We start from the raw sequence: 26,699 nt of genomic DNA on the forward strand, positions 1-26,699 counted from the left end.
AGACCTAATAATATTTTAAACAAAAAATAGTACCATCCATTGAACTCACCAATATCTTATTCTTTCCATACGGCGTGATTGGGTTAACCATGGCATTGGATATTTTATATTGCCATTCAACCGCTCCATTATCAGCATTCACTGCGCTTACCAACCCACTGTGACTTGGAACAAATACAAGTCCATTATGCTCAACAATTGCAGAAGGTGTTAACTCATAAGGAAGATCCAGTTCCGACTCCCAAATAATATCCATATTGTCCGCGCGGGTCGACACACCAAAGAGGTCACCATCCATCGTTTTTATATATACTTTCTCTTTGTCCTCCGCTAAGCCGATCGATTCACGAACTCGAATGCTATCCTTCTTCTCCCGCCAAATGACATCACCTGTTGTAGCATTCAATGCCGTCATATACCGGTCCGGGGCAACAATGAAAATCCGATTATGAGCTTCAACCGGCACCACCGCGGCCGCTGATAACATCCGATTCGTATGGCCATTATCCCATTCCCATTCTTGAATCCCTGTTCTCGCATCCAGAGCGTAAAAATCGTTACCCCAACTTCCAAAATAGAGCCTCCCTTCAGAAAACAACGGCGTCGACGAGATATAATTTTTTACCCTTTCGAAATCCCACTTCACCCGGCCATCTTTTAGGCTCAATGCCCTAAAATGATTATCAGATCCTCCTATATAGACCGTTTTATCTATTATTATAGGTGAACCTAATACAGCCTTATCTGTTTCTATGATCCAATTTTCTTGACCAGTTCTTGCGTTTAAACAATAGATATTCCCGTCCGACGAACCTACCACTACATAGTCGCCAGAAACAGCCGGGGTCGAGTAAATCTTCCCATTCGTCTGGAACGACCAAAGCTTCCTGCCATTCTTCAAATCAAGAGCATACACTGCGCCTTTCGTATTCGCTGTAATAACCGAGTTTTTATAAATTACCAGCCCCGTCCCTAAATCGTTATCATCCTGATATTCCCATTCTACATTTACATTATCATAACGTTCGTTAACGGAAAAGTCTGGTCTAGGCCATTCATTTTTTACCTTGCTAAAACGATGATCCGTCAACTTTACCCTCGTCCAAGGCTCCTTAGTTATCACCCCCGGAATCCGAGTTGCATATACCGCTTCATTGTTTTGTATCGTTACAACATTATAGCCTCCGACGCTATCTTTCGCCCTCAAGTTAGACCGACCCATAACACCCGGAATACCTTCAAAACTCATCACCTTATTATTGTGCCCGTGACCACATAAAGCAAGTTGTATATTTCTAGTTTTTAAATGATCAATCACCTCATACCAATTATTCAACCCATCATCCAGAGGATAGTGGTTAATAAAAATCAGCGGCATATCATTGTTCGCCGCTGCACGGAACACCGAATCCATCCATACCAAATTTTCTCTAGGAACCTGTCCGGGACTCATTCGCATATTAGGCCCTGAATTCGTCCCGATAAACTGATAACCATTATATTTAAACTCGAACGTCTCTGATCCGAAAATTTCCCTGAAACTGTTGCCACCGCTTTCAGACCAATTCGCGTCATGATTCCCTGGCACAATGTACCAAGGTCGTTCCAAGCTATCTAACATTCGTTTTGCCAAAGTCAACTCCTCATCAGACCCAAACTCTGTAATATCACCCGTTATTAAAACAAACTTGATTTCCGAATTTTTATTGATATCCTGAATGGTTCTTCTCAAATCTTCTGCAGCTGTATTTCCTCCAATATGCGTGTCGGTTACATGCGCAAACTTGAAAGGTTGGGCAAGCACTTCTCCGAATAAAAGAAAGCAGCAAAACGTCAAGCTGAGAAGTAATACCCGTTTCATATTTATTTCTTTTCGATAACTTCAGATGGTTTACTCTCAACGTGATCACGATTAATGGTCGAAACAGCGTAATGACCATTCGACCCGACATCAATACTTGTGTCTTCAGTTATGGCAAACACTTCGCCTTCCTCAGAAAGGTCAGAAAAATAGTAAACAACCGACCTTACATCACCTGATGTACTCCATGTCAACTTACTGCCGTCTAATTTAACACCGGTCGCTGGAGTTGGGGCAGGAAGAACCGAGCGACCCACAAATGGCATCACAGCAGGCTTGTCATAAATAGCAGCTAATCTGTCGGTTACACCCACTCTGTTAAGCATGATATACCGTGCACTATACATCGCATTGCCAATTACCTTCTTGTTACGCCGAGTCAAGTCAAATTGCTTTTCCAATTCGGACGCGGATTGAAAAGCCGCAGGTGCTGTAGGGTCACCAAACTTATAGTAACCATGGCCAATCATCAAAGCCGCTTTATAGTTATACTGTGACCACCATCCTAAATTCGTTTGAAAGTCATTATACTGATTACCGATCTCCTGGTATAGCTGAGGTATAACAATATCTACCCAACCTTCTTGATTCCACTTGACTACGTCGGCAAACATTGTATTATAATTATAATCCCGTCCTGGCGCAGGCGATACAGAAAACACCACTTCTGGCTTTGTACCTACAATCATATTATGAACGGCTTCAATTGCCTTGTCAACATTACTTCTCCTGAAATCTTCTATTGAATTGTATCCGGCGCCATATTCTTCATAATCGGATTGATCCGAAACCATTTGTCCAGCCGCAGATGGGGCGGGGTAGAAGTAATCATCGAAATGAACACCGTCAACCTCATACTTAGATATCAAGTCTTTTACAATAGCAACCAAACGCTCTCTCACCTCTGGAAGCGCCGGATTGTATATTTGTATTTTTTCATGGCTAACTACCCATTCAGGTTCAATGGAACTATGTAAAGCAGGATAAGAAGTCCCCGTATTTGCGCGTGTCGCTATACGATAAGGATTCAACCAAGCGTGAAATTCAATACCTCTAGCGTGTGCTTCATCTATCATAAACTTCAACACATCATACCCCGGATCTTGACCACGAACTCCAGTAATCGCAACACTCCAAGGCTCGAATGGTGAATCATAAAATGCATCGCCCATCCCTTTCACTTGGAAAAAGATTGCGTTGATATTTAATTCACTAAACCGATCTAGATAATCTATATATTGTTGCTTCTGTGACTCAATATTATGATCACTTTGTGGCCAATCCAAACCCCATGCCGTAGTAACCCAAACCGCGCGCATCTCCTTTTTCGGAAAAACAAGCTCATCTTCAGTTACCGGCGGGTCAGGCTCTATAGGCTCCGGATTAATATCATCCTTTTTACAGGAGGCAAGAAAAATCGAGAACAATAAAAATGCTATCGAATAAAGTGCAAATCTTTTCATGTATACTTTACTATTTCTTTCATCGATATTATTAAATACCGATTGAGTTTGATACGTTCATCTAGCCCAATCGGTATATCACCTATTAACCCCAACTAATCGTCTAGCTCCATTCTCGGGAATTCAATGATTACAAAGCCTGCATCTGTTGATGCTGTGTATAAAACGAGAGTTTGGTCATTGCCTTCCTCATCTTTTATAATATTAAAAGCTGTCTGCGTTGAAGGAGCCGAATTATTTGGCCCTAGAAGAGAGTATTCATAAACCGGATTACGTTCAGGTAACGCTTCAAAGATATTGAGTGCCTCAACAATATCACCTCCATTCGATATATCGTATACAGATAGAACTACCGGTTCTCCCGCTGCGCGGGCAGCAGTGGTAGCCATTAAGTAACGTTTACCATTAAAGTTAAACACACGTGGATCTGAACTCCGAATCGGAATTGTTGTACTGCCCATTGTGTACGATTTTGTACCACCAGCGTTCACTACACTTATTGGTGAAGAATGTGAAGAGTACAGATAGTTACCTGTATTTCCAACTTGGGTCCAAGTAGCCCAAGCTTGCGCAGCCGGCGAAATAGCAAATGCTGCCGGACTAGAAATCGTTGTATAACCGGTGACCTGCAATCTCAAGCCTTTGTTACCCGCATTGTCTCCGAAGAAGATGTAGCCGTTCCCGTTTTCATCTAGGTTAACCGACATATTATCACCATGACGTCCGCCAGAACCTGATACAGTCGACAAATCCAGGTTGGCAATACGCTGCGGCGCCGCGCTTGGGTCATCCCAATGGTAAATATTCAAAGGGCTTGCCGCTGTACCGCCTGATAAGTTTGCAATATAGGTATGACCATTTACTTGCGCACCCATGTTAATTGTATACGTACCGCCGCTAACACCTGTCATATTCAACGGTATTGGGTTAATATCATTGTTTTTCAAATCTGCAACGCTTAATAAATGAGGTTGAACTGGTTTATCCTTCCGGGTAACAACCAATACATGTTCACCATCGAAACCTGACCCCCGTGTCACCATCCCCGTAAATTCAGGATAAACCGGGCTTCCTAAGTCATTGTTGGTATGGTCAATAATATTTGGCTTACTGAAATCCGCACCAAATACAGGAACTCGTAAACGTAAAGTCACCAAATATTCGCGATATCTTGGTTCGTTTATCACTTTAATCGTAATTGTTCTTGAATCACTTCCTTCATCAAAAGGAAATGCATATGTATTCTTCTCTAAGGATGCGCCCTCTGAGGTTACTGCTTCAAATTGAAGTGCAGACACATCGGTTTCTGGATCTACCCGTGGGAACGAAACTGTTTTCTTATTTTCATCGATTACACCTTCTATTACTGTCGAGCCATCGGCGCCCGCATTTAAAATCTTGATCGACTTCAATACGACCATCTTTGATGACTCAATGTTCTCCGGAAAGTCTTCGGAGCATGAGTTGAGCACTACCATGCCTATCAATACAAATAGTAGTCGTCCCCATTTTGGAAAATTATATAATGTTTTCATATCTGTCAATTTCTAAAAATAATCATTCTAGCATGTCCGATTAATTCTGCGGCCACCCCTCCGTCTGCTTCAACTCATATCCTCTTGTAGCATATTCATCCATCTCAGATTTACTTATCGGCGCCAGATATGGGTTTATATTCGGTTGATTCAGAAACGGCAAGCGCCCTTCGTTACTGGTATGTCTATAAAACCCTTCCATTTCGTCACCGTTACTACCATTATATACCGTAATTGAACCGTCCAAACCTACTACCGATATTTCACCGATATTTGCAGGCTCCAACTCTGAACTCAACTCTTCAGGGAAGTTCACCCAAGAACCCGATAGTAAATCGGCATGAGCGTCGGTATCCATGTAATCAAGTTTATGCCAACGCTCCAAATCGGCAATACGAGAAGCCTCGAACGCAAACTCCATTCTGCGTTCCCTCCTAATTTCCCACAAGAGCGCAGACACTTCAGGATCACGAGCAGGGTCTTGAGGCAATTCACCCAAAACCAGCGGAGCTGTTTTTTCTACACCCCTCTCTATTGCTTGAGCTGCTAAAGGCCTTTCGCGTATTTTATTGATCGTTTCGTCCAAATCTCCCTGAGTTACCGCAGCGCCACCTACGGTTGCCAATTCTGCTTTCGCCTCAATTAGGTTGATCAATACTTCTGAATATCTCAATACAGGATAATCTGTAACATTATCGGCACTTAAAAACTCTGGAGGTACCGGACCACCCGCTGCTACGCTTTCTTCAATATCACGGGGTATGAATTTAGTGATATAAAGAAGTGAACCCCGATTTCTTGACTGTGGTTCAATGTGGTAAGATGCTTCAAACCGTGAATCCCTTGTTTTCATTAGGTTCTCAATTTCAAAATTAGACGGATCTTCCACATCAGAATTCTGCCAAACCTCACCATCCTGACAAATGTATGATTTGATCAAGTCAGTCGACGGACCGAAAATCAATGATTCTGTTAGGTTCGAATTGGTAGCAATAGCATGTGTAACACCAACTGCGGCATCATAGTGCCTGTACAACAGTACATCAGGATTACCTTTCAAGTCATTTGAAGCGAATAAACTGCGATAGTCAGTAACAATATCATATCTACCACTGTTTTTCACCATATTCCCTGCTTCAACAGCTAACTCAAAGAATTTCCTCGCTTGCTCATTATTATTATAGTAATACTTTTGCCAGGTCCCTTCGTGAAGCGCTAATCTCGACACTATACCTGCTACTACGTATCTATTTACAGTCTGGTCCCCATCATTCAACCTCACATTTTCCAATGAAAATTTAAAATCCTCGTACACTGCGTCCATCACTTCATTTCTTGGTGTTCTCGGCTTGTATAAATCATCTAAATCGATGTCGCTCACCACATGATCATAATAAGGAACGTCCCCATATTGGAATACCAGTTGAGAGTACCGAAATCCTCTAAAAAAACGACCGATTCCCATCCAATGGAGATAAGCCTCTTCTTCCAGCTTATCCGCCATATTATTCTCTACCCGATCAATCATAAGATTAATCGACCGAAGCAGAGTATAACTCCAGGCACCTGTATTGGGCACTGCCCGCGTAAAATTACCTTGGCGACCCAGATTGACTGCATCATCGCTAAAAGTGAAACCCATTAGGGCTGCGCCGCTATAGCCATACCCAGTCCCATATCCCGTGAAGAAGCTCGGATAGTATTTGTTCGCATACATTCGAACATTATCCTCGGTTTCCCATGCCGTTTCATCGGTAAATGCTGTCAGCGGCGGTCTGTCTAAATACTCCGTACACCCGCCGAGTGCAAGAGTTAAAAATCCGATTATTATATGCTTGATTTTCATTTTACTATCTTTTAAAATTATAAACCTATTTGAATACCAAACGAAGCCGATTTAAAGGCTGGGTTTGACATACTCGTTCGTCCCAGATTGTAATTACCATTATTATCTGTTAGCAACGAGTGACCCGAAATTGCCTCCGGATCAATCGGAAGTCCACGTAAATTATCAAAGGTGAACATGTTCTCCAATGAAACATAAACACGGGCTCGCGACAGTTTTATAGTTCTTAATATATTTTGTGGAAGAGCATATCCGAAAGTAATATTCTTGATTTTCAGATAAGACATATCTAATAGGTAGCGAGTCTGCGGTCTCATTACAAAGCCACTATTAGCTCCTCCTAGGTTCCAAGCCCTAGGATAGAACGCGTCGGTTCTGTCTTCTTTCCAGAAATCTTCTGCAATCGCCTGCGGCATCGCTCCATCTTTAACATGGTAGCCTGGCGTAGCAAGCTGTCCGTTACCCCAAATTTTTCTTTTTCCTACACCTTGTAGGAATACAGACAAATCAAAACCTTTAAAATCTGCTCCAACACGGAAACCGTATTGATATCGCGGCGTTGAGTTTCCGATCACCACACGATCTCCCGGGTCACCGAAGGTTCCATTACCTGCATCAATGTATCCATCACCGTTCACATCCACAAACTTCACGTCTCCAGGACTAATTAACATCACCTGGTTACCATCTTCAAAGTAAGTTTGATATACTGGGTTATCGCCGGCTAACTGGTTGGTTACTTTAGCACCTCCCTCATAAACAATCGTTACTTGCTGCATATTTCCATCTGCATCATATACAAAATCTTCTTTTTGATATAAACGATCTGTAACGAATCCATAAATATCACCATAGCGTTTTCCAGTGGCAAAAGTGCTGCTTATGAGTCTATTTTCCCATGGCGTGTTCCAATCTGCACTTTTCGTAATCACCGTAGTCGCATCCGAAATGTTTGCATTGAATGTAAGCCGAAGACCATTTTCGAATAAGTGGCTGTAATCGGCTGCCAACTCCCAACCTTTGGTTCTCAAGTTACCGTAGTTCCCCTGTGGTGCACTTGCTCCATAAACTGCAGGTAAATCTTCTCCAGAGATGATCATATTTCGCGTATCGCGTTGAAACCACTCAGCTGTAATGCCCAAACGGTTGTTAAAGAAACGCAAATCCGCACCCAAGTTCAAGTGTTCAATATCCTGCCAAGTAATGCCCATTGAAACAGGTGCAGGAGTGCCTAACTGAAAAAATTGTTCACCAGAACTACTCAACCAAGAATTCTGTCCAATGCCCATCGTCGGTAAATAAAGTGAATTAGACACCGATTGGTCACCAATGCTGCCCCAAGACCCTCTAAGCTTCGCAAAGCTTAAAATTGGATTGAGGGACTGCATAAAATCTTCATTGGTCAATATCCAACCAGCCGAGAACGACGGGTACCATTTCCATTGCAAATGACTAGGGAATTTCGATGTTGCGTCATAACGTAAATTTGCTTCTAAGAGATATTTATCCATGAAAGCATAATTAGCACGTCCAAAAAAGCCGACTTGTGATTCCCAGTTTGCTCCACCACCTACCTCTGCTGTACCTACCGTAAATGGAAACTGGGGGTTTTCTGGGTTAATTAAATCCGTACGACGTGATGAATGACTATTCCATTTATACGCCACCATATTCGTACCCAACATAAATTTAAGTTCGTGATTATCTTGCAAACTCAAGTTATAAGTTGAATACGCATTAAAGGTGTGTTTAGCTGAGTTAAATGAATTTTGATAGAAATATGTATCATTCTTCCCTACATATTCAGTTACTGGAAAACGATAGCCGGCCACACCACCGTCCTCAACTCTATTTCCCGCTTCATCAACATACACACGATTTCCTTCCTCATCATACCATTCCTGTGGTGCATACCAGTGGAAGGCACCGTCCATCCGCGGCATCGAGCTCGTAAACCTATCAAATTCTGCCGTGTATGAGTAATCGGCGATCAAATTCCAGTTACTTGTAAAGTCGACCGTTGTCCCTAAGTTCAAATTGAGATACCGATCTTGCTGAATCGCATCATTGGCATTCTTCGTATCAAAATAGGGGTCTCTTATTTCCTCTCCTAATTCTGTAACACCTGTTGGGAACAAACGGCTCCACCTGTACAAGTACAACCAAGGGTCAGCTCCAAAGCCAGTCGCCGAATTCGCATAGCGTTTAGTACCATCGGTGAACCGTGCACCACCGCGCAGGGTTAAAAAGTCATTCACTGCCGTTGAAGCATTCAGATTGGAAGTAAATCTCTTAAAATCATCATGATTAGCAGGCTTCATCATTCCTTCCTGACCTAAATATCCAACACTAAAGTTATATTTTGTATCTTCTTTTTTACCGTTCAGGCTAATATTATGTTTCTGAGAAAAGCCATGATCCTTAATCATTGTTTTCACTGGGTCATAAATCCGTACACCGAATTTATCCACTCCATCATAATACCAATCTCTCCCATAGACAACCGGATCGTCGTAGTCAACAACGCCGCCGTATAAGGTTTGCCACTCTTTGATCTTTTCAAAACTCTCCCTGCTTACACGCCAAAAACCGCCCGCTGCACCGCTTGCCTTCATATTTTCATGTGCTTCCAGCGTATACTCCAAACCGTCAATCCCAGCAATGTCGATTTCTTTAAACGGACTTTGAAACGAAAGATTCGTTGAATATGAAACTTCGTTACCATCTACCTTAGCACCCTTCTTTGTAGTGATCAATACCACCCCGAAAGCTGCTTTAGCACCGTAAATCGAAGTAGAAGCTGCGTCTTTCAACACACTGATCGATTCAATATCATTGGGATTGATCATTTGGATACTTGGTATCTCAACGTTGTCAACCAAAATCAATGGGTTACTCGAACCTGCTATTGAGCCAATCTGACCACGGATTTTCATTACTGGGTCTGAACCCACTTCGCCACTCGGCACCACTATGGAAAGCCCAGGTACGGTACCTTGTAGACCTCTACCTACATCCGGAATCGGTCTACTTCCCAATACCTCTTCAACATTTACAGATGAAACCGCTCCTGTTAAGTGCTCCTTCTTTTGTGTACCGTAACCCACAACAACTACCTGCTCTAAGGAACTGTGTGACATTTCTAATATAACATTCAGCGTCGCCGAGGAGACCTCAACCTCCTTTGTGCTATAGCCGATACTTGAAAAACGTAAGGTTGAACCAACCGGAGCATCAATACGGTACTGCCCCTCACCATCCGTTACAACCACCGTATTTGTTCCTACTACGGTGACAGTAACCCCCGGAACCGGTCCTTGCTCATCAGTCACAGTACCTTGTACCGTGTTCTGCTTCAATCTATTCTCCGAGTAGATTGCAGTTGTCGATAGGTCTGCTACTGTTCCTGCTTTTGCCCTTGGGACATCTGCAGAAATCATCAAACCTAATGCAACAGAAAAGAGTAAAACTTTGCTCATTTGTTAGTTTGTTAAGTAATTTACTGTAATCATCATTTAGTTTAAACCGTTGTATCCTGCAATACAACAGGACATACAATTGGTTAGGTTATTTATTTATTCAAAATCAGGATATAAAAGATATTTCTCACGCATCTCTTTATAAGCATCCAAGTCTTCTTTCCAAGAAGCGCGAATTTCTTCTTCGCTTTTCCCAGCAATAATCTGCTTCCTCAACTCATCAGTCCCAGCCAGTTTGTCGAAGAATTCGGGTCTTGCAAAAAACTCATCCTTGAAGTCCGCTTTATTATAAAAATCAAGTAAATATTTTAATGTGAATTTTTCGTTCTCAGCATCAACGTCCCTTAAGTCTATACCATAGCACAACTCGCCCTGCTGTTCAACATGTGCAGCCATTCCCGGTCTTGTTCCCGGCGTAAAAGTAAAATCACCGAACACAGGGTCTGGATACCCAATTACCTGAAAAGGCCAATCAGTACCACGACCAATACTAACATCTGTACCTTCAAACAAGCAAAGCGACATATAGAGGCGTACCGATGTGTAATTCGGAAGACTTGGAGATGGAATTACCGGCAATTCATACTTCATACTGTGATCATAGTTCTTAACCGGTATGACTGTTAAATCAACCTGTTCGCCGTTCTCCAACCAACCCTCGCCATTAATCATTTTTGCAAGCTCACCAACCGTCAACCCATGAATCATGGCAATCTTATGATAGCTAACATTCGATTTAAATTTATCATCTTTTCTAACAGGTCCATCTACTTGATCGCCGTTGGGGTTAGGCCTGTCCAATACAATAACCTTCTTTCCGTGGTTTACTGCAAGCTGCATAACCCGGTGCATAGAAGTTATATAAGTATAAAAACGAGCACCTACATCCTGTAGATCAAAGATCATCACATCCACCGAATTGACTATAGAGTCGGCTTTCTCATTTTTCCCATACAGAGAATACAAGGGCAATCCCGTTTCCTCATCAACGTCGTTACTCACTTTCTCGCCACGCTCAATCTTACCACGAAAACCATGTTCCGGTGCAAAGGCAAACTTAACGTCAACTTCATTCTCTAGTAGAACATCAACCAAATGCCGATCCCCAACTACCGAAGTCTGGTTACCCATAATTCCAACCTTCTGTCCTTCCAAAAGCGGCAGGTACAATTCGAGCTGATCAGCGCCTGGTGTAATTTCAGTGCTTTCTTCCGAAGTCTGATTCGCATGATCTTTCGCCGAGGTTCCCGATGAGCAAGCCGTAAAAGTTGCGCAAACTATCAACACGAGAGAAACATATACTGACTGAATTAGCTCTTTTCTTCCTAAAAACATCTTTATTGTTTGTTTACAATGGTTAATAATCCGGGTTCTGTTCTATACAAACATAACGATATTTTACAAATCGTGCATATTTGTGCACGGTTTATTTCAAAAACGGCCAATATTGCACGATAAAACGCTTATCTAGCGTATTCTTTTTGTAACAAAACGCATTAAAACGCAGCACACCAAGCAAATACACCTACACAAACCCGCACAATTAAAAAATATTTCCCTATCAGGGAACACTTTTTTATGTATCTTTAATCCATAAACCAGCCTAAACATCATGCTAAAAGAAGAGCGACAATCATACATACTTAAACAGATTAATCTGCATAACAGGGTTTTATCAGCTGATATGAGCGATAAACTGGGTGTATCAGAAGATACGATCCGACGTGACCTCAACGAATTAGCAGAAAACGGCAAAGTCACGAAGGTATACGGTGGGGCTCTTTCAAAATCCTATCAATTCCCCTTTCAGGAAAACGAGGTATACGCAAGGGATGCGAAGAAGATTATTGGCGTAAAGACTACCAAACTTATTAAGCCAGGAATGACCGTGCTTGCCGGAGGAGGCACAACCATGCTTGAAATGGCCAAAGCCTTTCCAAAAAATTTACAATGCACTTTTTTCACCATCAGTCCGCTTGTAGCACTTGAAATGGCAGAACGGAGCCATGCGGAGGTTATTCTTATTGGTGGGCGACTGTCGAAAAGCAGTAATGTAAGCATCGGGTCACAAGTCATCAATCAGCTCTCCGAAATTAAAGTAGATCTATGTCTATTGGGAACGAATAGTTTATCCGTTGAAGAAGGCTTAACCGATTCAGATTGGGAGATTATCCAAATTAAGAAAGCGATGCTACGCTGTTCGGAAAAAATCGCGCTGCTAAGTATCGCAGAAAAGCTCAATTCCGTGCAAAAAATGAAAGTTTGTAGCCTTAGTAATATTCACTATTTGATTACCGATTTAGACCCGAAGCATCAGAGCCTAGAGAAATTTGCAAATCAAGTGCACGTTATTTGATCCTCAATCCTTACTAGCCTTTAACCAGTCGCGAATCCCCTTGTAGATTTGTTTAGCAACCTGCTTATGGAATTTAGGATCCATAATACGTTGTTCATCTTCCTTATTACTAATAAAGGCTATTTCTACCAGGCAATTCGGATATTCAGTAGGGCCGCTAAGCGAAAAATTGAAACTGCCTATATTACCGAATTCGTTCAATCCCAGATCCAACATCCTGTCCAAGATGTGTTCTGTCATCGGTCTAAATCCTATGTACCGATAATATGTACTCACCCCTTGCGCCGATTCCCTTGAAGCCGAATTCAAATGCAAACTAATCAAAATAGTCGGGTCTTCTTCCAAAAGCTGTGTCAATCGTTCCGTCATAGACACATCCACATCTTCGGTCCGCGTCATGACAGTTTCAATACCCTTTTTATCTAACAGAGCCTCCAATTCCTTCGCAAATAGCAATGTATATTCTTTCTCCATCGCTCCTGTACTTCCCACAGCACCGGTGGCCGAACCACCATGACCAGCATCAATCGCAATCTTCAAATTCTTCATCTTAAATTGCTCTGGATGTCTCTTTACACGCATCACCAAACTGTTCCCCTCATAATACATATGATAACCCCAGTGCTGCTTACCGTTCAGCTCAACCACAACCCGAAACACATCCTCCTCGATCTGCTCATGATAAACATTCTTGATTTCCTCCACAGACCGTAACTGCGTAATCCAGTTCGTGTTACTCGTAGCCCCAAAAATATCGAGCACAATCCGATTCGGATTAATTTGCTGCATTGTCCGATAGGACAACTTCTTATCCAGTGCAATTCGCACATAATCATAATCCTCGTCGCCCGACACGTACCATGACTTCGTTAAACTAATATCGTCACCGCTCAACGACCCACCGGTCAACTCAACCTTATTTTTGGGTATAAAAGCATGATGCAGACGAGAAAGTCGCACTTTATAGCGGCTGCCGACGCTGTCGATGATATTCAGCACAACGCCCGTGTCCAGAAATGTTAACTTCGCACCGCCCAAACGATCCTGCCCCGTCCCATATTCTAAAAATGGAAAGTCGCCAACCGTCTTCGCGACTTTATATTCTACAGGTCGCCGATATTCCAGGGAATCTTGAGCATGCAGATTGGTGCTAGTCAATAACAAGCTACAAAAGACGATGAAAGAATAAGTCAAGTATCTCATATCCTACAAATCTACTTCTGTCAAGTCCCCAATCCGGCCATTCTTATCGACATAGGCCACCTGCACAGCATTTAAGTCTGAACCGCCCTTGCGCAGATTTAGTCGCACCGAAGTAAACTTCTCACCCATAATCTGGTAGCTCCACGCACTACCATACCGATAGTACACAATCGTCTGGAACGATTGCCCTTTCATCGGCGCACCCCATCGGACATCTACATAGTCGGCCGACTTCCCAATCTCCACATCGGGCTTCTTTAACGAAGGCGCACTCAACCAATCGGTCACCGGCACCAATGCCTGCTGCCTGTAAACCCCCTTAAGCAAGCGAGCCTTCAAACTGTCGTTTCGCAGTACCGGAGATACACTCCAATGCACCACACCTGGGCTTTCCGATAAAATGCCTCTCGTTATCATAATTTGATTTTCAACCTCATCAGCACCATCTTCACCGCGCCCACCAGCCGAAACATTAATTCCCGGCCATAAATGCCTTTGATGCGTATTCTGTTCCTGCCACCAATTCAGCAGGACTGGAAAACTCTGTGGAATTCTATTGATTGGCCAATACAATTGGGGCGAAAAATAATCTACCCAGCCCTCATTCAACCACAATTTCGCATCCGCATACAGCGTGTTATACTGATCCATGCCTGCGATCGATGATGGGTAGCCCGGGCGCCAAATACCAAAAGGACTAAGACCAAATTTCACATCCTCCTTCACTTCTTTGATCCCCGCATATACCTTTTGAATAAACTCGTTCACACTCTTCCGGCGCCAATCTGCTCGCGACAATTTCCCGCCGCTCTGCTGATACCGTTCCCAACTAGCATCGTCAGGAAAATCCTTCCCACCGTTATAGGACTCGTAAGGATAAAAATAATCATCAAAATGAATCCCATCTACATCATATCTAGTTACTATATCTTTCACTACCGCCAGCGAATGCGCTTGCGTACTTTCCAGCGATGGGTCAAACCACCAATAACCCTGTTCCAGTCGCACCACCGATTCAGGTATCTTGTGAATAATCGATGTGGCGCCAGGTTCCTTACCACTACTTGTATGATGCGCACGATACGGGTTCAGCCACGCATGCAGCTCCATTCCTCTGGCGTGCGCCTCACGAATCCAAAACTCCAAAGGGTCATAAAACGGGTCTGGTGCTTTGCCTTGCTCACCCGTCAGATAATAAGACCATGGTTCCAGCTCACTTGCATAGAGCGCGTCCGCTTGTGGCCGCACCTGAAAGACCACCGCGTTGAAATTTAATTTCTCTAGAGAATCCAATAATGCGATAGCCTCCTTTTGCTGTTGTTCAACCGAAAGACCAGGTTTACTTGGCCAGTTAATATTTGCTACCGTAGCCACCCATGCCGCTCTAAACTCTCGCGGCACATCAACAGGTCCAGTTTGCAGGTCACGATCTATGCTCTTCTTGTCGCCAGAACCTACAAGAACTTGAGACGATGAACAAGCCCATAAACTCGTTATAAAAATAGCGACCGCTAAATAGCGCGATAAAAGAAGAGGAAATTTCATAATGGTATAGGTTAAATAAGCTTCCCAAAGATGCATGATATTTTTCAACTATGCAAAAACAGGCAAAGAAAAGCTATATATACAACTCGGCTTTAAATAAAGAAAGGATGCTGCCAAGTTACTTGCCAGCATCCTTTGAAACAAAAACATAAGGGTATCTAAATCCCGTTAATCCAATACACCAATCATATAAAAGTCCGGATCATCCGCATCAATGATCTTCCCGAAGACATTCGCTCCGTCAATATGAAAATCAAGCTTAATTCGCATACCATCGAATTTTTCAATGAATGTTAGAGACTCTTCCTCATCATAGCGGCTTCCTGTGATACCATCTTCATTCAACGTCATTGTAAACACACCTTCAGAGTCAAGTGTGTAATTATATGGATAGTAAGTTGTCCAACCACTATTACCACCATTCTGACTTACGAAAAAGCCTAACATTAGACGTTCATTGACCGTATCAAACTCAACAGTTAAATGGCCGTAATCGAACGTGAACCGTCCAGGAGCTCCAGGTCCAATATCCGTAATATACTGATTCCACATGGTATTAAAGCTTTCTGAACCACCTGGAATCAGAGTTTGTGGAAAATACATAGTTGAATATTGCGTCCCCATAAGCATGTATAGCGGTACAAGGGGTGCTGGAGATGTTTTTACTTCCATCTCATCGCCAGCGTAAGTAATGGCCGTAAATCCATCATTCCATAAAACTTCTTGGACATGGATACCATTATAAGACAACGTATCTTTCAAATGAATACCATTAACAGAAAATGCAAAAGGCTGTTTCTCAGACTTAACCTCCCCTGACTCCACCCAAACAAAGCTTGCCTCACGTATTCCCCAATTAATTGAAAGTTGCACCTTTTCATCACTCTCAGTGTCAATATACAGATTTGGATTAGCAGTTAGATACTCCACCATACCTTGTAATCGCTCGCTAAATCCACCATTTAAATACAGTTCCTGCTCTTCTTCCGTAGCCTTAATCAACAAAAACTCGCTTCTCCGCTTTTTACCGATAAGTTTCAGTGTGTCATTAGACTGTTCTCTAAATTCAAACTCAAAATCAGACTCAAAGCCCGATCCTGCAGTTCCACCAGCTTCCGAAGGATCTGGGTTCGCCAACATGTGAATGTAGTTATCGGTATCAAAAAGAAGAGATGGTGCCATGACTGCTTTTAATCGATAGCCACTTTCCCGTAGTTCAGATGCCATCTCCTCCCCGAGATCGGCTAACATTTTCACACGGTCATCATCTGAGAACTCCATGTAATAACCCGAACCAATTCCTCCATCTGAATACAAATAAGCTTTCCAACCATATTCATGATTTATTAATTCTTGTTCGTACTCTGCTAACGCCTTATACATCCGTTCTTCTGGTTTTTCTCCTTTAATTGGAGTGAAGGTATCCTCCTTACAACCTGAAAAGGCAATTAGAGCTATTACAATTAATATAACATATTTTTTCATTGTTCTTTTCTTTAAATTTTAACTATCCAGCCGTTAGGTCACCGTAGAAATAAGAACTTGGGTTATCCTTCTTAGCAAAACCACCCTTCCGATCCCGTGTATTAGGCAGAATATCAGTTACCCACTTAGCGATGAAAACTGAACTTTGTAAATAATCCTGCATTGGTTGAAAGCCGGCGCCTACAACACCAAAATTGCCATATGCTGTTTCATCGCCTCGATTTTCTACCAGTGTGAAGGTAGTCGTCCCATCATCGTCTACTACCATATCAAAATCCACATCCGCATTGAAAGTTGTTCCCGCTGTATTTTGATAGATATATCGAACTCTTAACTCCGTAACACCATCAAAGTGAAACTCCATTCTTTGGAATGATCTACCTGCATTACCTATAGCCGCCAATGCCGCTGTAGTTTCATTCCATACCGCTTCATAGGCAGCAGATTTAACTGATTGGGTCGCGAGGTCAATAGTCATTTGCGCAAAGCCATTATCTTGAAGCCTCTCCGCAAAAGGAGTTGGAGGAGTAACCACTTCCAACTTTTGTTGAATATTGTCTTGCAATGCGCGGAAGTCGATACCAAATGAAAGATTGAAGTAATCCACCACGATTTGTTCCTTTTGCCTCAATCGGTCCTGTGCAGTTTCAGGCGCAGATGCTACGTATTCATCAAACCAATATTGTCCTTCAATAAGTAAATGAGAGGTCATCTCCGCAAAGTCTTCGCCTGGATTCATACGAGCATATTGAGATATAAAACCAAGAGCTTTTGCGTCCGCAGCCGACTCCGATGTCCAGTTACTCGTAAATTCCGGTGATATCACTCCAAATTCTGGCGGGATACTCACCACTTGGTTAATAATATGAGCAAACTCATGATGCACAGTGCGCATCATTCGCTTTACTGCGGCCCCATTAGATTTATCGAAATTATTGATTACTGTGAGATAAATCTTACGCCCGCCTTCGGCCGTTCCTAGTGTGATCGTACCATTATCATTGTATTCAGGACTTCCCACCAATACAATCTGCTTTGGGGCAATGGGTTTAAAAAAAGCAGCACCGGCAACTTCCATATAAGGTTTAATCCAAACGTCCCTGATAGCCTCCATTGCCGGTTGAACTTTTTCCTCCTTCGGCGGTGTGATATCTTTATTCACAGGCGACAATGAACGCTGCCATCTATATTCAACGGATATATTATAAGGGTCTAAAAACTCTTGGGTCAACCAATCGTCTAATGGTCCCTTAACATAGTCGTCTACATTATACTTCGAAAAATCTACATCTAAGGCCTCTTCTTTCTCGCAGGACGCAAGAAACATCCCCGAAAAGAGAAATGAAAATATGAGTATATAATTAATTTTTTTCATCTTCATGATTTATTAATAGTTAGCGAGGGTTTCTTTCGATTCCAGACTTCTCAACTTCTTCAGGCAACTGAAAAAGTCGTCTAGGATCATCTGGTTCCAGAGTGATAAACGTCTCCTTTTTATTTACATCAATTAAATTGTGAGTGACTGGCAACCGATGACGGAGAATATCAAACCATCGAACTCCCTCCTGAATAAATTCTGCCTTTTTGAAGTCCAAAATCGTTTGAACAACACCTTCTTTCGGATCATCCGTCGCATAAAAGTCCGCGATCTTTTCTAAAGTCACCGCATGTTCGCTCTCATTATAATCCCGAATCCTTGTGCTAGCGAACGTGTTAATATCGCTTAAAGCTGCTTCAAAATTTCCGACTTCAGCATATGCTTCTGCACGATTCATTAAGGCTTCATCAGCAGTCAAGACCGGAACAATTGTATAAGGGAAACCAATAGTAGCGTTTGCACTAGTCCGAACAAAATGTTCGCGCCATTTTAACAAAGTATAATTCGGCACCCCATAACTCCAAATACGGTGATCAAAATTGGTCCCCGTCACATTGTCATTAATAAATAACTGCGTGTTCATCTTAATTCCAAAGCCAAAGCGCGGCGAAGTTGTCCGCGCCCAAAGAGAAGCTGTTTCAATCAACAGAAGATTTGAGTTTTCTGTCGCTTTTGTGAAATTAATTTGCATCTCTCCTGAACCGTAGCTATAATAACGAGTAGCCCAAGGACGGAGATTTGATTTAAAGTCGCCACTGGGATAAATATTGTTCACATGCTCAATTACCTTATCGTATTCACCCTTAAACAAATAAAAGCGTGCCGCAAACGCATGTGCAGCAGCAATGTTGAAGTGATATTTCGGCACATTATAAGCTGAGTTCTTTATTAAAGGAAGGCCTTCCTCCAAATCTTTCTCGATCATCTCATAAGTGGAAGCAACCGTTCCACGATCATATTGACCAAACACCACCGTTTCCGGTTCAGTAACATATGGTATTCCCGGTGAGGAATTATCGCCTGCTGGGTCATAAGTCTTAGCATAAAGCACTGCGAGCATAAAATGTGCGTAAGCGCGGGCGACTAAGGCTTCGCCTTTATAAGGCAGATACTCCTCATTGTCCGATTCCTCCGCGATTGCCGCCAAAGCCTGATTTGCTGCGGCGATCGCTTCATAGCTATTATTCCAATAAAACGTTGGAGATCCTTGTGCCCGACTATCTACATCTTCCCAATGATATGGGTCGACATAACGCTGATCTTCACTGCCTACGCCCTCTCCCTTATCCTCTGCGTTATCTGATGCAGATTCAGCGAAAGTTATATAGTCAGCTTTCGGATAAGCGGAAACCAACAGTTCCCCAACTTTTTCTACTGAATTAAGCTTCGTCCTCATATCCGGCGCATGCTCGAGATACTTTTTACACCCTGCTGAAAAGATAAGAGCGGCACCCAGTATATATATAAATGTATATTGTTTTCTATTTTTCATATCCATTACTATTAAAACCCAACTTTTAACGATAGTGTAAATTGTCTTGGCATTGGCAAAGCAACCCCACCAGATCCGAAGAACTCAGGATCCTGTCCATTTAATCTACTATCCGAATAGATTAACCAAAGATTATTTGCCACTAGACTTAAGGATGCATTTGTTACACCTAGCTTCTTAAAGGCATTCGATGGTAGTTGGTAAGATAAGTTAACCTGCTTTAGGCGGACAAAGTCGCCATCAGCTACCCTCACAGATGAATAGTTATAACTATTATATGGATTCTGACTACCTACTCTAGATGCTACATAGCGGTCCATAATCGATGGTACATTCGTCCATTCTTCGTCACCCGGCATTACCCAGCGGTTTAAGAAGTCCTTAGACATTGAAGACTGATCAGTATAGCTGTTTCTAAACGAAGGATCCAGTCGCACCTTGTTCCCCTGTGCAAAGGTCACTAGTGCAGAAAGTGATACGTTTTTAAATTTAACCGAGTTATAGAAACCACCTGTAAAAACAGGATCTACCGGGCCCTCATATGTTAGATATTGAGACTCATCGCTTTGGAAATATACTTCACTACTTTCTTCACCATCTTCATTAATAAAAACTGGATAACCCTCGTCATGATCTAGTCCGACAAATGGAATCGAGAATAATCCTCGGTAAGGATATCCTTCTTTCGGACCGCCGTCTTGCACAATCAAGCTCCAAATGTTAGGCTTGTTTTCCAACTTCGTAATTTCACCCACATGGTATCCGAAGTTAAACTGCGTTCTCCAAGTCCAGTCCGACGTTCTTACTGCAGTTGCACCTAACGTTCCCTCTAATCCATGGGATTCCATATCAGCATAATTGGCCATTTTCACTTCTTCACCACCAATCCCGGAGGTTCGGATTGCTCCAATCAAATCAAAGCTACTTCTCTTGTACCAATCAACTGTTAGAGTGATCCGATTATTGAGAAAGCCAATATCAGCGCCAATATTGGTTTCATATTGTTTTTCCCACGTCAATTCGGAATTCTCCAAACCAGCAATTAACAAGGCAGTTTCCATTTCTGATAAATAAGGTCTTCTTGTACTCTGGTTTTGAAGCACCAAACTAGAATTACTCGCCGCACCCATACTAGCTGTTAAACCATATGTAGCACGAAGAGTAGCTTGACTCACCACATTTTGAGACTGCATAAAGGGCTCTGTATCAATATTCCACGCACCGCTCACGTTCCATGTTGGCAACCAGCGGGCTGTTCGTGACTCACCCAGTAAGTTCGAGCCGTCATAACGTAGAGTTGCATTCAAACTGTATTTCCCATCGTATGAATATGCTGCACGACCCATATAGGCCAAGTAACGATCGTAACGATAGGTCATGCCATAATAGTTCAGATTGCCTTCCACATTTTGTTTCACAATGTTCGGATCGATATAAGGCACACCGCCACGATCAAACTGATAGCCATAGCCATCAAAAAATCGATTCTGCCGATTAGCAAAACGCATTTCCGCTGATGAATATACATTCACCATATGCTTTTCGTCAAAAGTATGATTCCACTCCACACCATGACGCATATAGTAACTAACAAGGCCGTCTGATTCTGTATTATAGAACCCTCCATAAGGGAGCACCGAAACTGGCAATGCAGTGGGATTATCAGGATTACTATATAAAAACCTATTTGCATTTCTAATCGTTGCATCCTCTGGAAAGATACCGGCCCTATAAGCCTGCGGCATATTCGAGTTTTCATGAATCTTATGCTCTTGATCCGTTTTCGCATAACGATAAGCACCGTCGAACGAATAGCGCAGTTCATCAAGAATATTATACTTCAATCCACCTTGCACCTTGAAATCTATCATCGTCAAGTCCATGGTATTATATTCCAATTCATTAAAAATATTAAACGGAGCATAATACCTTGTGAAATATTCCAGATCACCGTTTTCGTCAAAGGCAGTCATGGTACGACTGGTATTCAGCGCATAGCTAAATGGGTTTATGTCAAAATCACGATCATACTCACCAGTTACAGGATTACTTTTACGACCCTGAGATCCCGGTGCCTGCTGATCCCTTATGGAACCCTGAGTAATTAACTCGATCGAGAGGCGGTCGTTAAGCTGGAACGTACCACGAACGTTCCCTGTGAATCGCTTTACTTGATCACCAATAGTCCAACCGTTATCATGCAGAAAAGACGTAGAACCATAGAATTGTGAACGTTCTGAACCAGATGTCAAGCTCACCGAATGCTCTTGCATCAATGAATTATCAAACAGTAGATCAAACCAATTTGTATTGGCTTTCGCATACCGTTGAAGAAAATCAACCTCCGACCCAACATCATTTCGTAGTGTAAAACTATCAGTGTCAGGGTTGTATTCGTACATTTGATTATACATCTTCGAGAAGATCCCCCCTTCAGACGATCTCGATGCACCCGCATGATTCAGAAACCCTTTATTTTTCATTTCAATAAAAACCGACATTTGGTCTGCCGAGTTCAAAATATCGAAGGTACTATAAGTAGGTTTTAAATAGGTCGAGAAATTTCCCGTATATGACACTACTGGTTTACCGTCGGTCTTTCTACCCTTCTTGGTTGTTACAACAATCACCCCGTTCATCGCCCTCGCACCATAAAGCGCCGTAGCAGAAGCATCTTTTAGAATTTCAAAGCTCGCAATATCATCCGGATTTAAGCCTGCCACCGAAGAACCAATCAATGTTGAAGGGTCACCGGTCGACAATTGCTCATTGGAAATATTCACCACATCTTCTAGGATAATGCCATCGATCACCCATAAAGGTTTATTATCACCAGTTATCGACGTCGCACCCCGGATCCTGATTTTAGGAGCAGCTCCGAACGTCCCCGAAACATTCTGCACCGATACGCCCGCTACTTGCCCTTCCAGCATCCGACTCACATCGGCAATTCCATCACGCTTGACGTCCTCTGCCTTCAAGGTTGCTGAAGCTCCCGTAAAAAACTTCCGACTCAAGTTTTGATATCCTGTAGAAACCACTTCCACATCGCGTAAAACACTTACATCCATCTCTAACTGAAGATTAATTGTGTTTGCAGTCCCTACAGAACGTTCAATTGATTTATATCCCAGCATATTGAAAACGAGCACATCGCCTTGCGAAGCATTGATCGCATACCGTCCATTTTCATCAGTGCTGGTAGCCTGCTGCGAACCTTTGATTAGAATAGTGACTCCTGGCATTGGTGAGCCGTTCTCATCAGTAACGACCCCACTTATAAGCTGCTGCTTGAAACTTGTTGCCGACGCAGGAACGGGTGAACTACGTCTTACCACAACTACATTATCTTCAATTGTGTACGTTAGAGGTTGATCTCTAAAGATAGTCTCCAGTACTTCTTCAATAGAAGCATTTTCCACATCAATGTTTACCGGATTCGCCTCGCTAAGCATCTCTGGACTATAAATAAAGTCCAAACCATTTTTTTCGTTCAACTCCGAAAAAATCTGCTTAATTGACGTATTGGTTTCATTTAAGGTGATTCGCTGGGCAAAGCCTTCTGCGCTTACTTGCATTAGCGCTACAATCAAAAAGGCAATCGTTAAATTAACACGCATAATTATCTTCTTATAAATAAGAATGTCTAACAACGCGGGATGCTTCTTTCGAGCAGTCATATGCAGGCGCTTGAGAAAAGCCTGTATCCCCGCCTTGAACTTAAGGTAGAATTTCATACATTTGAATTGTTTGGGTTTAAATTGTAAGTTTTTAACAAACTGGTACTCAACAGTCCGGCGATGGTTGCAACATCTCCGGACATTTTTTTAATATGTTGTGTAAGTTTTATCGCATCACCGTAACCCTCCTTTCCAACCCGTTCGCTTTTTTTACTTCATTCACTTCAAAACGAACGATTCCGGTCAATGCTAATTTTTCCAAAACCTTATCTATATTATCGTATTGAGACAAGGAGCCAGTAAAGTTTACCCCTTTCATGTTCCCGTTATAGACCACGTTTACATCATACCATCGACCTATCCTCTTCATAATCTCTGTGATATTTTCACCGGTAAACACAAATTTACCTTTTGTCCAGGCCACCGCTTTGTCCGCTGGGATCTGTTCGTCTATAAATTCGTTTCTATCCCAACGAACAGTTTCACCAACATTTAAGATTCTTTCCACCTTTGATAAATCATCAGCAATTGCAGTTAACCGCACCTTACCCTCTAGTAGCGTAGTTTGTGTAGAAGCATCGTCCTCATAGGCGGTCACATTAAAATGCGTTCCCAACACTTCTATTTCTTGATTGGCGGTGCTTACAATAAACGGCACCTTTTTCTTCCCATTTGCTGATAACTGTGGTTTAATCTCAAAGTATGCTTCACCTGTCAAATACACTACTCGTTCATTATCATCAAAACTCGTTTGATACCGAATAGATGATGCAGAGTTCAACCAGACGAGGCTGCCGTCAGGCAATGTTACCTTGAACTGGCCACCACGCGGCGTACTCATCGTATTAAAAGGAGCATCCTCTTGTCCCAAAACATGATCTAATACCGTATAAGAAATTGCTCCATCTTCATTTTTGACAACTTTAAAGCCTTCTTCCTGAATTGCTTCACCCACGGCGATCGTTTTTAAATCAATCTTAGTCCCATTTTCCAATGTTAAAATAGCTTTATTCCCACCCGGCGAAACAACAATCTCGTTTTTTACCATTTCATCACTCCCCAAGTCAATACTCTGTTGCAGGTAGAGAAACAGTCCTAGAGACAACACAGCTATTGCTATAACGGCGACTTTTAAAGTCCATCTCCATTCCGTATGTTTCCTTTTTTGCCCATTATTTAGTGATGCTAATTCAGGTCTACTAATAAGTTCACGCCAAATTCGCGAACGGATATTCGTCTGTTCCAATTCGTTAAAACCATCCAGAAAATCCCTTTTTCTACCAAAATGTTTATACCATTGGTCTAGCTCCTCTCTTTCTGAAGAAGTTGCTCGGGGCGTTTTACAGATATCAATCAAATAGGACAGTCGTTCCTTGGTCATAGCATGAGATTCTATAACCTATATCGTTTAAAGTCGGATTACCCCTTGCTTTAGGTAGAAAAAAATTAATAAGGTATATATGAGATAAGAAAAATCAGTGAATAGAGGTATAATTCCGTCATGTAACTTCTAAGAAGTTTTCTTGCATACGAGATATGTCCTTCCACTGTTTTTTCTGAAATCTGAAGCATCTCAGCTATCATCTTATTGCTCAGATCTTGTTGTTTCATTAAAAATACTTCACGACACCTTTTAGGCAAGGTCTCTGAGAATTCAATAATCTTTTCCTTTACTTCCTTTTCCTCCAACAGATCGTGGCTGGAGATAGCAGTCACTGGCGGCTGGACAGAAAGCGTGTCTTGATATTTTTTTGATGAAATCTGTTTACGAATTTCATCAATGACTTTGTTTTTTAGAACCGAATGAAGATACGGTGATAGTGAATCGCTAACTTGTACAGTGTCTCTTTTAACATATAGATTCAAAAAAGTCTCTTGAACCATCTCTTCAGCGAGCGGAGCACTTTGAAGCTTTTGGTAAGCCGAATTATATAGCACCCTCCAGTAGCGATTGTATATCTCTTGAAATGCTAACCCATTGTCCTTTCTTACCAAGGCAAGCAGTTGTAGATCATTCAAGCTCTTCATTTGACTTCAAAAAAGATTGTATCAATAATTTAGTATTGTGAAGTTAATAAAAAATAATTGTAAAACTATTGATACCGAAAAAGATCATCGCCTTTTTCCACGCAACCAATTATGAAATCTTTTCGATGGCGTTTCTTTATCTGGATTACCGATTAATGTTCCATAAGGTTTGAGCGAATCCACATGATCAAAGACAATTTTAACCATGCTCAATAAGGGTACAAACAAAATCATACCGGGTATGCCCCATACAAAACCACCGCAGATAATAATTAAAATCGTAGCTAGAGCACTTAACTTCACTTCGCCACCCATAAAAAACGGCGTTACGAAATAATTATCAATTCCTTGAATCACGCTAAAGGTAATGATTACCCAAATAGCCGGTTCAAAACTATCAAATGTTACCAAAGCCATAATCACTGGAAATACCGCTGCCAATATCGGCCCAACATAGGGAATGATGTTTACGATGGCTGCTGCCCCCGCCAACAAGAGAGCATTTTCAACACCAATCGCAACCAATGCAATATAATAAAGCACAAACAAGATACTCATGGAAATGATGCGACCTAATAAATATTGTTGCGAAACTTTGGTTATCCGATTCAGCACCTCATGCTTCTCACCCTTGTCCTCCATCTTCAAAATCTGGAAAAAGAAAGCACGATATTTCTCCTTATCAAATAGCAATAAGAATGTCACTACCAACGTAATAATGATCTGCACGATTACCCCGGTAACCCCTGTCAACAGCGTAGTGAAATAAGTAGCCGACGATTCCCCCATCGTCTTCACCTGTGATTTAAGGTATTCCTTTTGTGACTCTACCGAATAGTTGAATGTCGTTTGCACATAGTCATGAAGATAGTTTATCAGCTCATTTGCCCGCTGTTCAATTCGTGGAAGCTCATTCTTCAAACTAGCCACCTGACCCACCAGCACCATCATGATCATAAAGATAAAAGCAAGAAGAATGACGATCACAAGAATCGTTGAAAAGACCCTTTTCCAACCTTTACGATCAAGAAAATCAATCAGTGGAACCATCAGCATGGCTAAAACTCCGGCAAAAGCAATGGGTATTAGTATTGGCTTTCCATAGATAAGGACGACCACCAACAATATCCAAAACAAAAGAAAATGGTTAACCTTGGCGATGAGGCTTTTCATAAGAGATAATTCTTGTTAGAATTTAACAGCGAACTGACATGAATGTTTTATCGTCTATTTACAGACAGTGGGTGTCGATCTCAGACCTTTACACGCTATATTGATTAAAAATAAGACAAAAAAAGGGGCTACTTATCGCAGCCCCTTATATTAAATATACAAAAAATCCGGTTTT

The 26,699-nt window shown here is 42.0% G+C and carries 16 protein-coding genes; 1 reads left to right on the forward strand and 15 read right to left on the reverse strand.

Going from position 1 to position 26,699, the window contains the following annotated elements; translation table 11 throughout:
- Positions 1 to 4: 4 nt before the first annotated feature.
- The 6 genes from WKR92_RS05735 to WKR92_RS05760 form a co-directional block, all read right to left on the reverse strand.
- The gene (locus WKR92_RS05735) at positions 5 to 1,861 is read right to left on the reverse strand and encodes an outer membrane protein assembly factor BamB family protein (protein WP_375556861.1); all 1,857 of its coding nucleotides are present in this window, start codon (positions 1,859 to 1,861) and stop codon (positions 5 to 7) included.
- A 2-nt stretch (positions 1,862 to 1,863) separates the two neighbouring features.
- Positions 1,864 to 3,324, reverse strand: a complete 1,461-nt coding sequence (locus WKR92_RS05740; protein ID WP_375556862.1) for a glycoside hydrolase family 10-like protein — start codon at positions 3,322 to 3,324, stop codon at positions 1,864 to 1,866.
- Between the two features lie 95 nt (positions 3,325 to 3,419).
- A complete protein-coding gene (locus WKR92_RS05745) occupies positions 3,420 to 4,859 on the reverse strand; it encodes a DUF4623 domain-containing protein (RefSeq protein ID WP_375556863.1) in 1,440 nt (479 codons plus the stop codon).
- Between the two features lie 40 nt (positions 4,860 to 4,899).
- Complete coding sequence (locus tag WKR92_RS05750) at positions 4,900 to 6,705, reverse strand: RagB/SusD family nutrient uptake outer membrane protein (RefSeq protein WP_375556864.1); 1,806 nt, start codon at positions 6,703 to 6,705, stop codon at positions 4,900 to 4,902.
- Between the two features lie 17 nt (positions 6,706 to 6,722).
- Positions 6,723 to 10,184: a SusC/RagA family TonB-linked outer membrane protein gene (locus WKR92_RS05755; protein ID WP_375556865.1), complete on the reverse strand. Its 3,462-nt coding sequence runs from the start codon at positions 10,182 to 10,184 to the stop codon at positions 6,723 to 6,725.
- A 96-nt stretch (positions 10,185 to 10,280) separates the two neighbouring features.
- Entirely contained in the window at positions 10,281 to 11,519 is a 1,239-nt protein-coding gene (locus tag WKR92_RS05760; protein ID WP_375556866.1) for an exo-beta-N-acetylmuramidase NamZ family protein, read from the reverse strand.
- Positions 11,520 to 11,796: 277 nt separating this feature from the next.
- On the opposite strand from WKR92_RS05760, the gene WKR92_RS05765 reads away from it, so the two are divergent.
- Positions 11,797 to 12,540 carry a DeoR/GlpR family DNA-binding transcription regulator gene (locus WKR92_RS05765; protein WP_375556867.1) on the forward strand — a complete coding sequence of 248 codons (744 nt, stop codon included), beginning with the start codon at positions 11,797 to 11,799 and terminating at the stop codon, positions 12,538 to 12,540.
- Between the two features lie 3 nt (positions 12,541 to 12,543).
- On the opposite strand, the gene WKR92_RS05770 is transcribed toward WKR92_RS05765, so the two are convergent.
- From WKR92_RS05770 to WKR92_RS05810, 9 genes are all read right to left on the reverse strand, one after another.
- Positions 12,544 to 13,743 (reverse strand): N-acetylmuramoyl-L-alanine amidase, encoded by a 1,200-nt coding sequence (locus WKR92_RS05770; RefSeq protein WP_375556868.1) that lies wholly within the window; start codon positions 13,741 to 13,743, stop codon positions 12,544 to 12,546.
- A 3-nt stretch (positions 13,744 to 13,746) separates the two neighbouring features.
- Complete coding sequence (locus tag WKR92_RS05775; protein ID WP_375556869.1) at positions 13,747 to 15,288, reverse strand: glycoside hydrolase family 10-like protein; 1,542 nt, start codon at positions 15,286 to 15,288, stop codon at positions 13,747 to 13,749.
- 168 nt (positions 15,289 to 15,456) lie between these two features.
- The gene (locus WKR92_RS05780; protein WP_375556870.1) at positions 15,457 to 16,773 is read right to left on the reverse strand and encodes a DUF4302 domain-containing protein; all 1,317 of its coding nucleotides are present in this window, start codon (positions 16,771 to 16,773) and stop codon (positions 15,457 to 15,459) included.
- Positions 16,774 to 16,795: 22 nt separating this feature from the next.
- Entirely contained in the window at positions 16,796 to 18,148 is a 1,353-nt protein-coding gene (locus WKR92_RS05785; RefSeq protein WP_375556871.1) for a zinc-binding metallopeptidase, read from the reverse strand.
- 19 nt (positions 18,149 to 18,167) lie between these two features.
- Positions 18,168 to 19,643 carry a RagB/SusD family nutrient uptake outer membrane protein gene (locus tag WKR92_RS05790; protein ID WP_375556872.1) on the reverse strand — a complete coding sequence of 492 codons (1,476 nt, stop codon included), beginning with the start codon at positions 19,641 to 19,643 and terminating at the stop codon, positions 18,168 to 18,170.
- A gap of 11 nt (positions 19,644 to 19,654) precedes the next feature.
- Positions 19,655 to 23,380, reverse strand: coding sequence for a SusC/RagA family TonB-linked outer membrane protein (locus WKR92_RS05795; protein WP_375556873.1), 3,726 nt, complete (start codon positions 23,378 to 23,380; stop codon positions 19,655 to 19,657).
- Between the two features lie 109 nt (positions 23,381 to 23,489).
- The gene (locus tag WKR92_RS05800) at positions 23,490 to 24,704 is read right to left on the reverse strand and encodes a FecR family protein (protein WP_375556874.1); all 1,215 of its coding nucleotides are present in this window, start codon (positions 24,702 to 24,704) and stop codon (positions 23,490 to 23,492) included.
- A 65-nt stretch (positions 24,705 to 24,769) separates the two neighbouring features.
- Entirely contained in the window at positions 24,770 to 25,342 is a 573-nt protein-coding gene (locus WKR92_RS05805) for an RNA polymerase sigma factor (protein WP_375556875.1), read from the reverse strand.
- 93 nt (positions 25,343 to 25,435) lie between these two features.
- Complete coding sequence (locus WKR92_RS05810) at positions 25,436 to 26,524, reverse strand: AI-2E family transporter (RefSeq protein WP_375556876.1); 1,089 nt, start codon at positions 26,522 to 26,524, stop codon at positions 25,436 to 25,438.
- Positions 26,525 to 26,699 lie beyond the last annotated feature (175 nt).

This window comes from Albibacterium profundi (assembly GCF_042159835.1).
GTDB lineage: Bacteria > Bacteroidota > Bacteroidia > Sphingobacteriales > Sphingobacteriaceae > Albibacterium > Albibacterium profundi.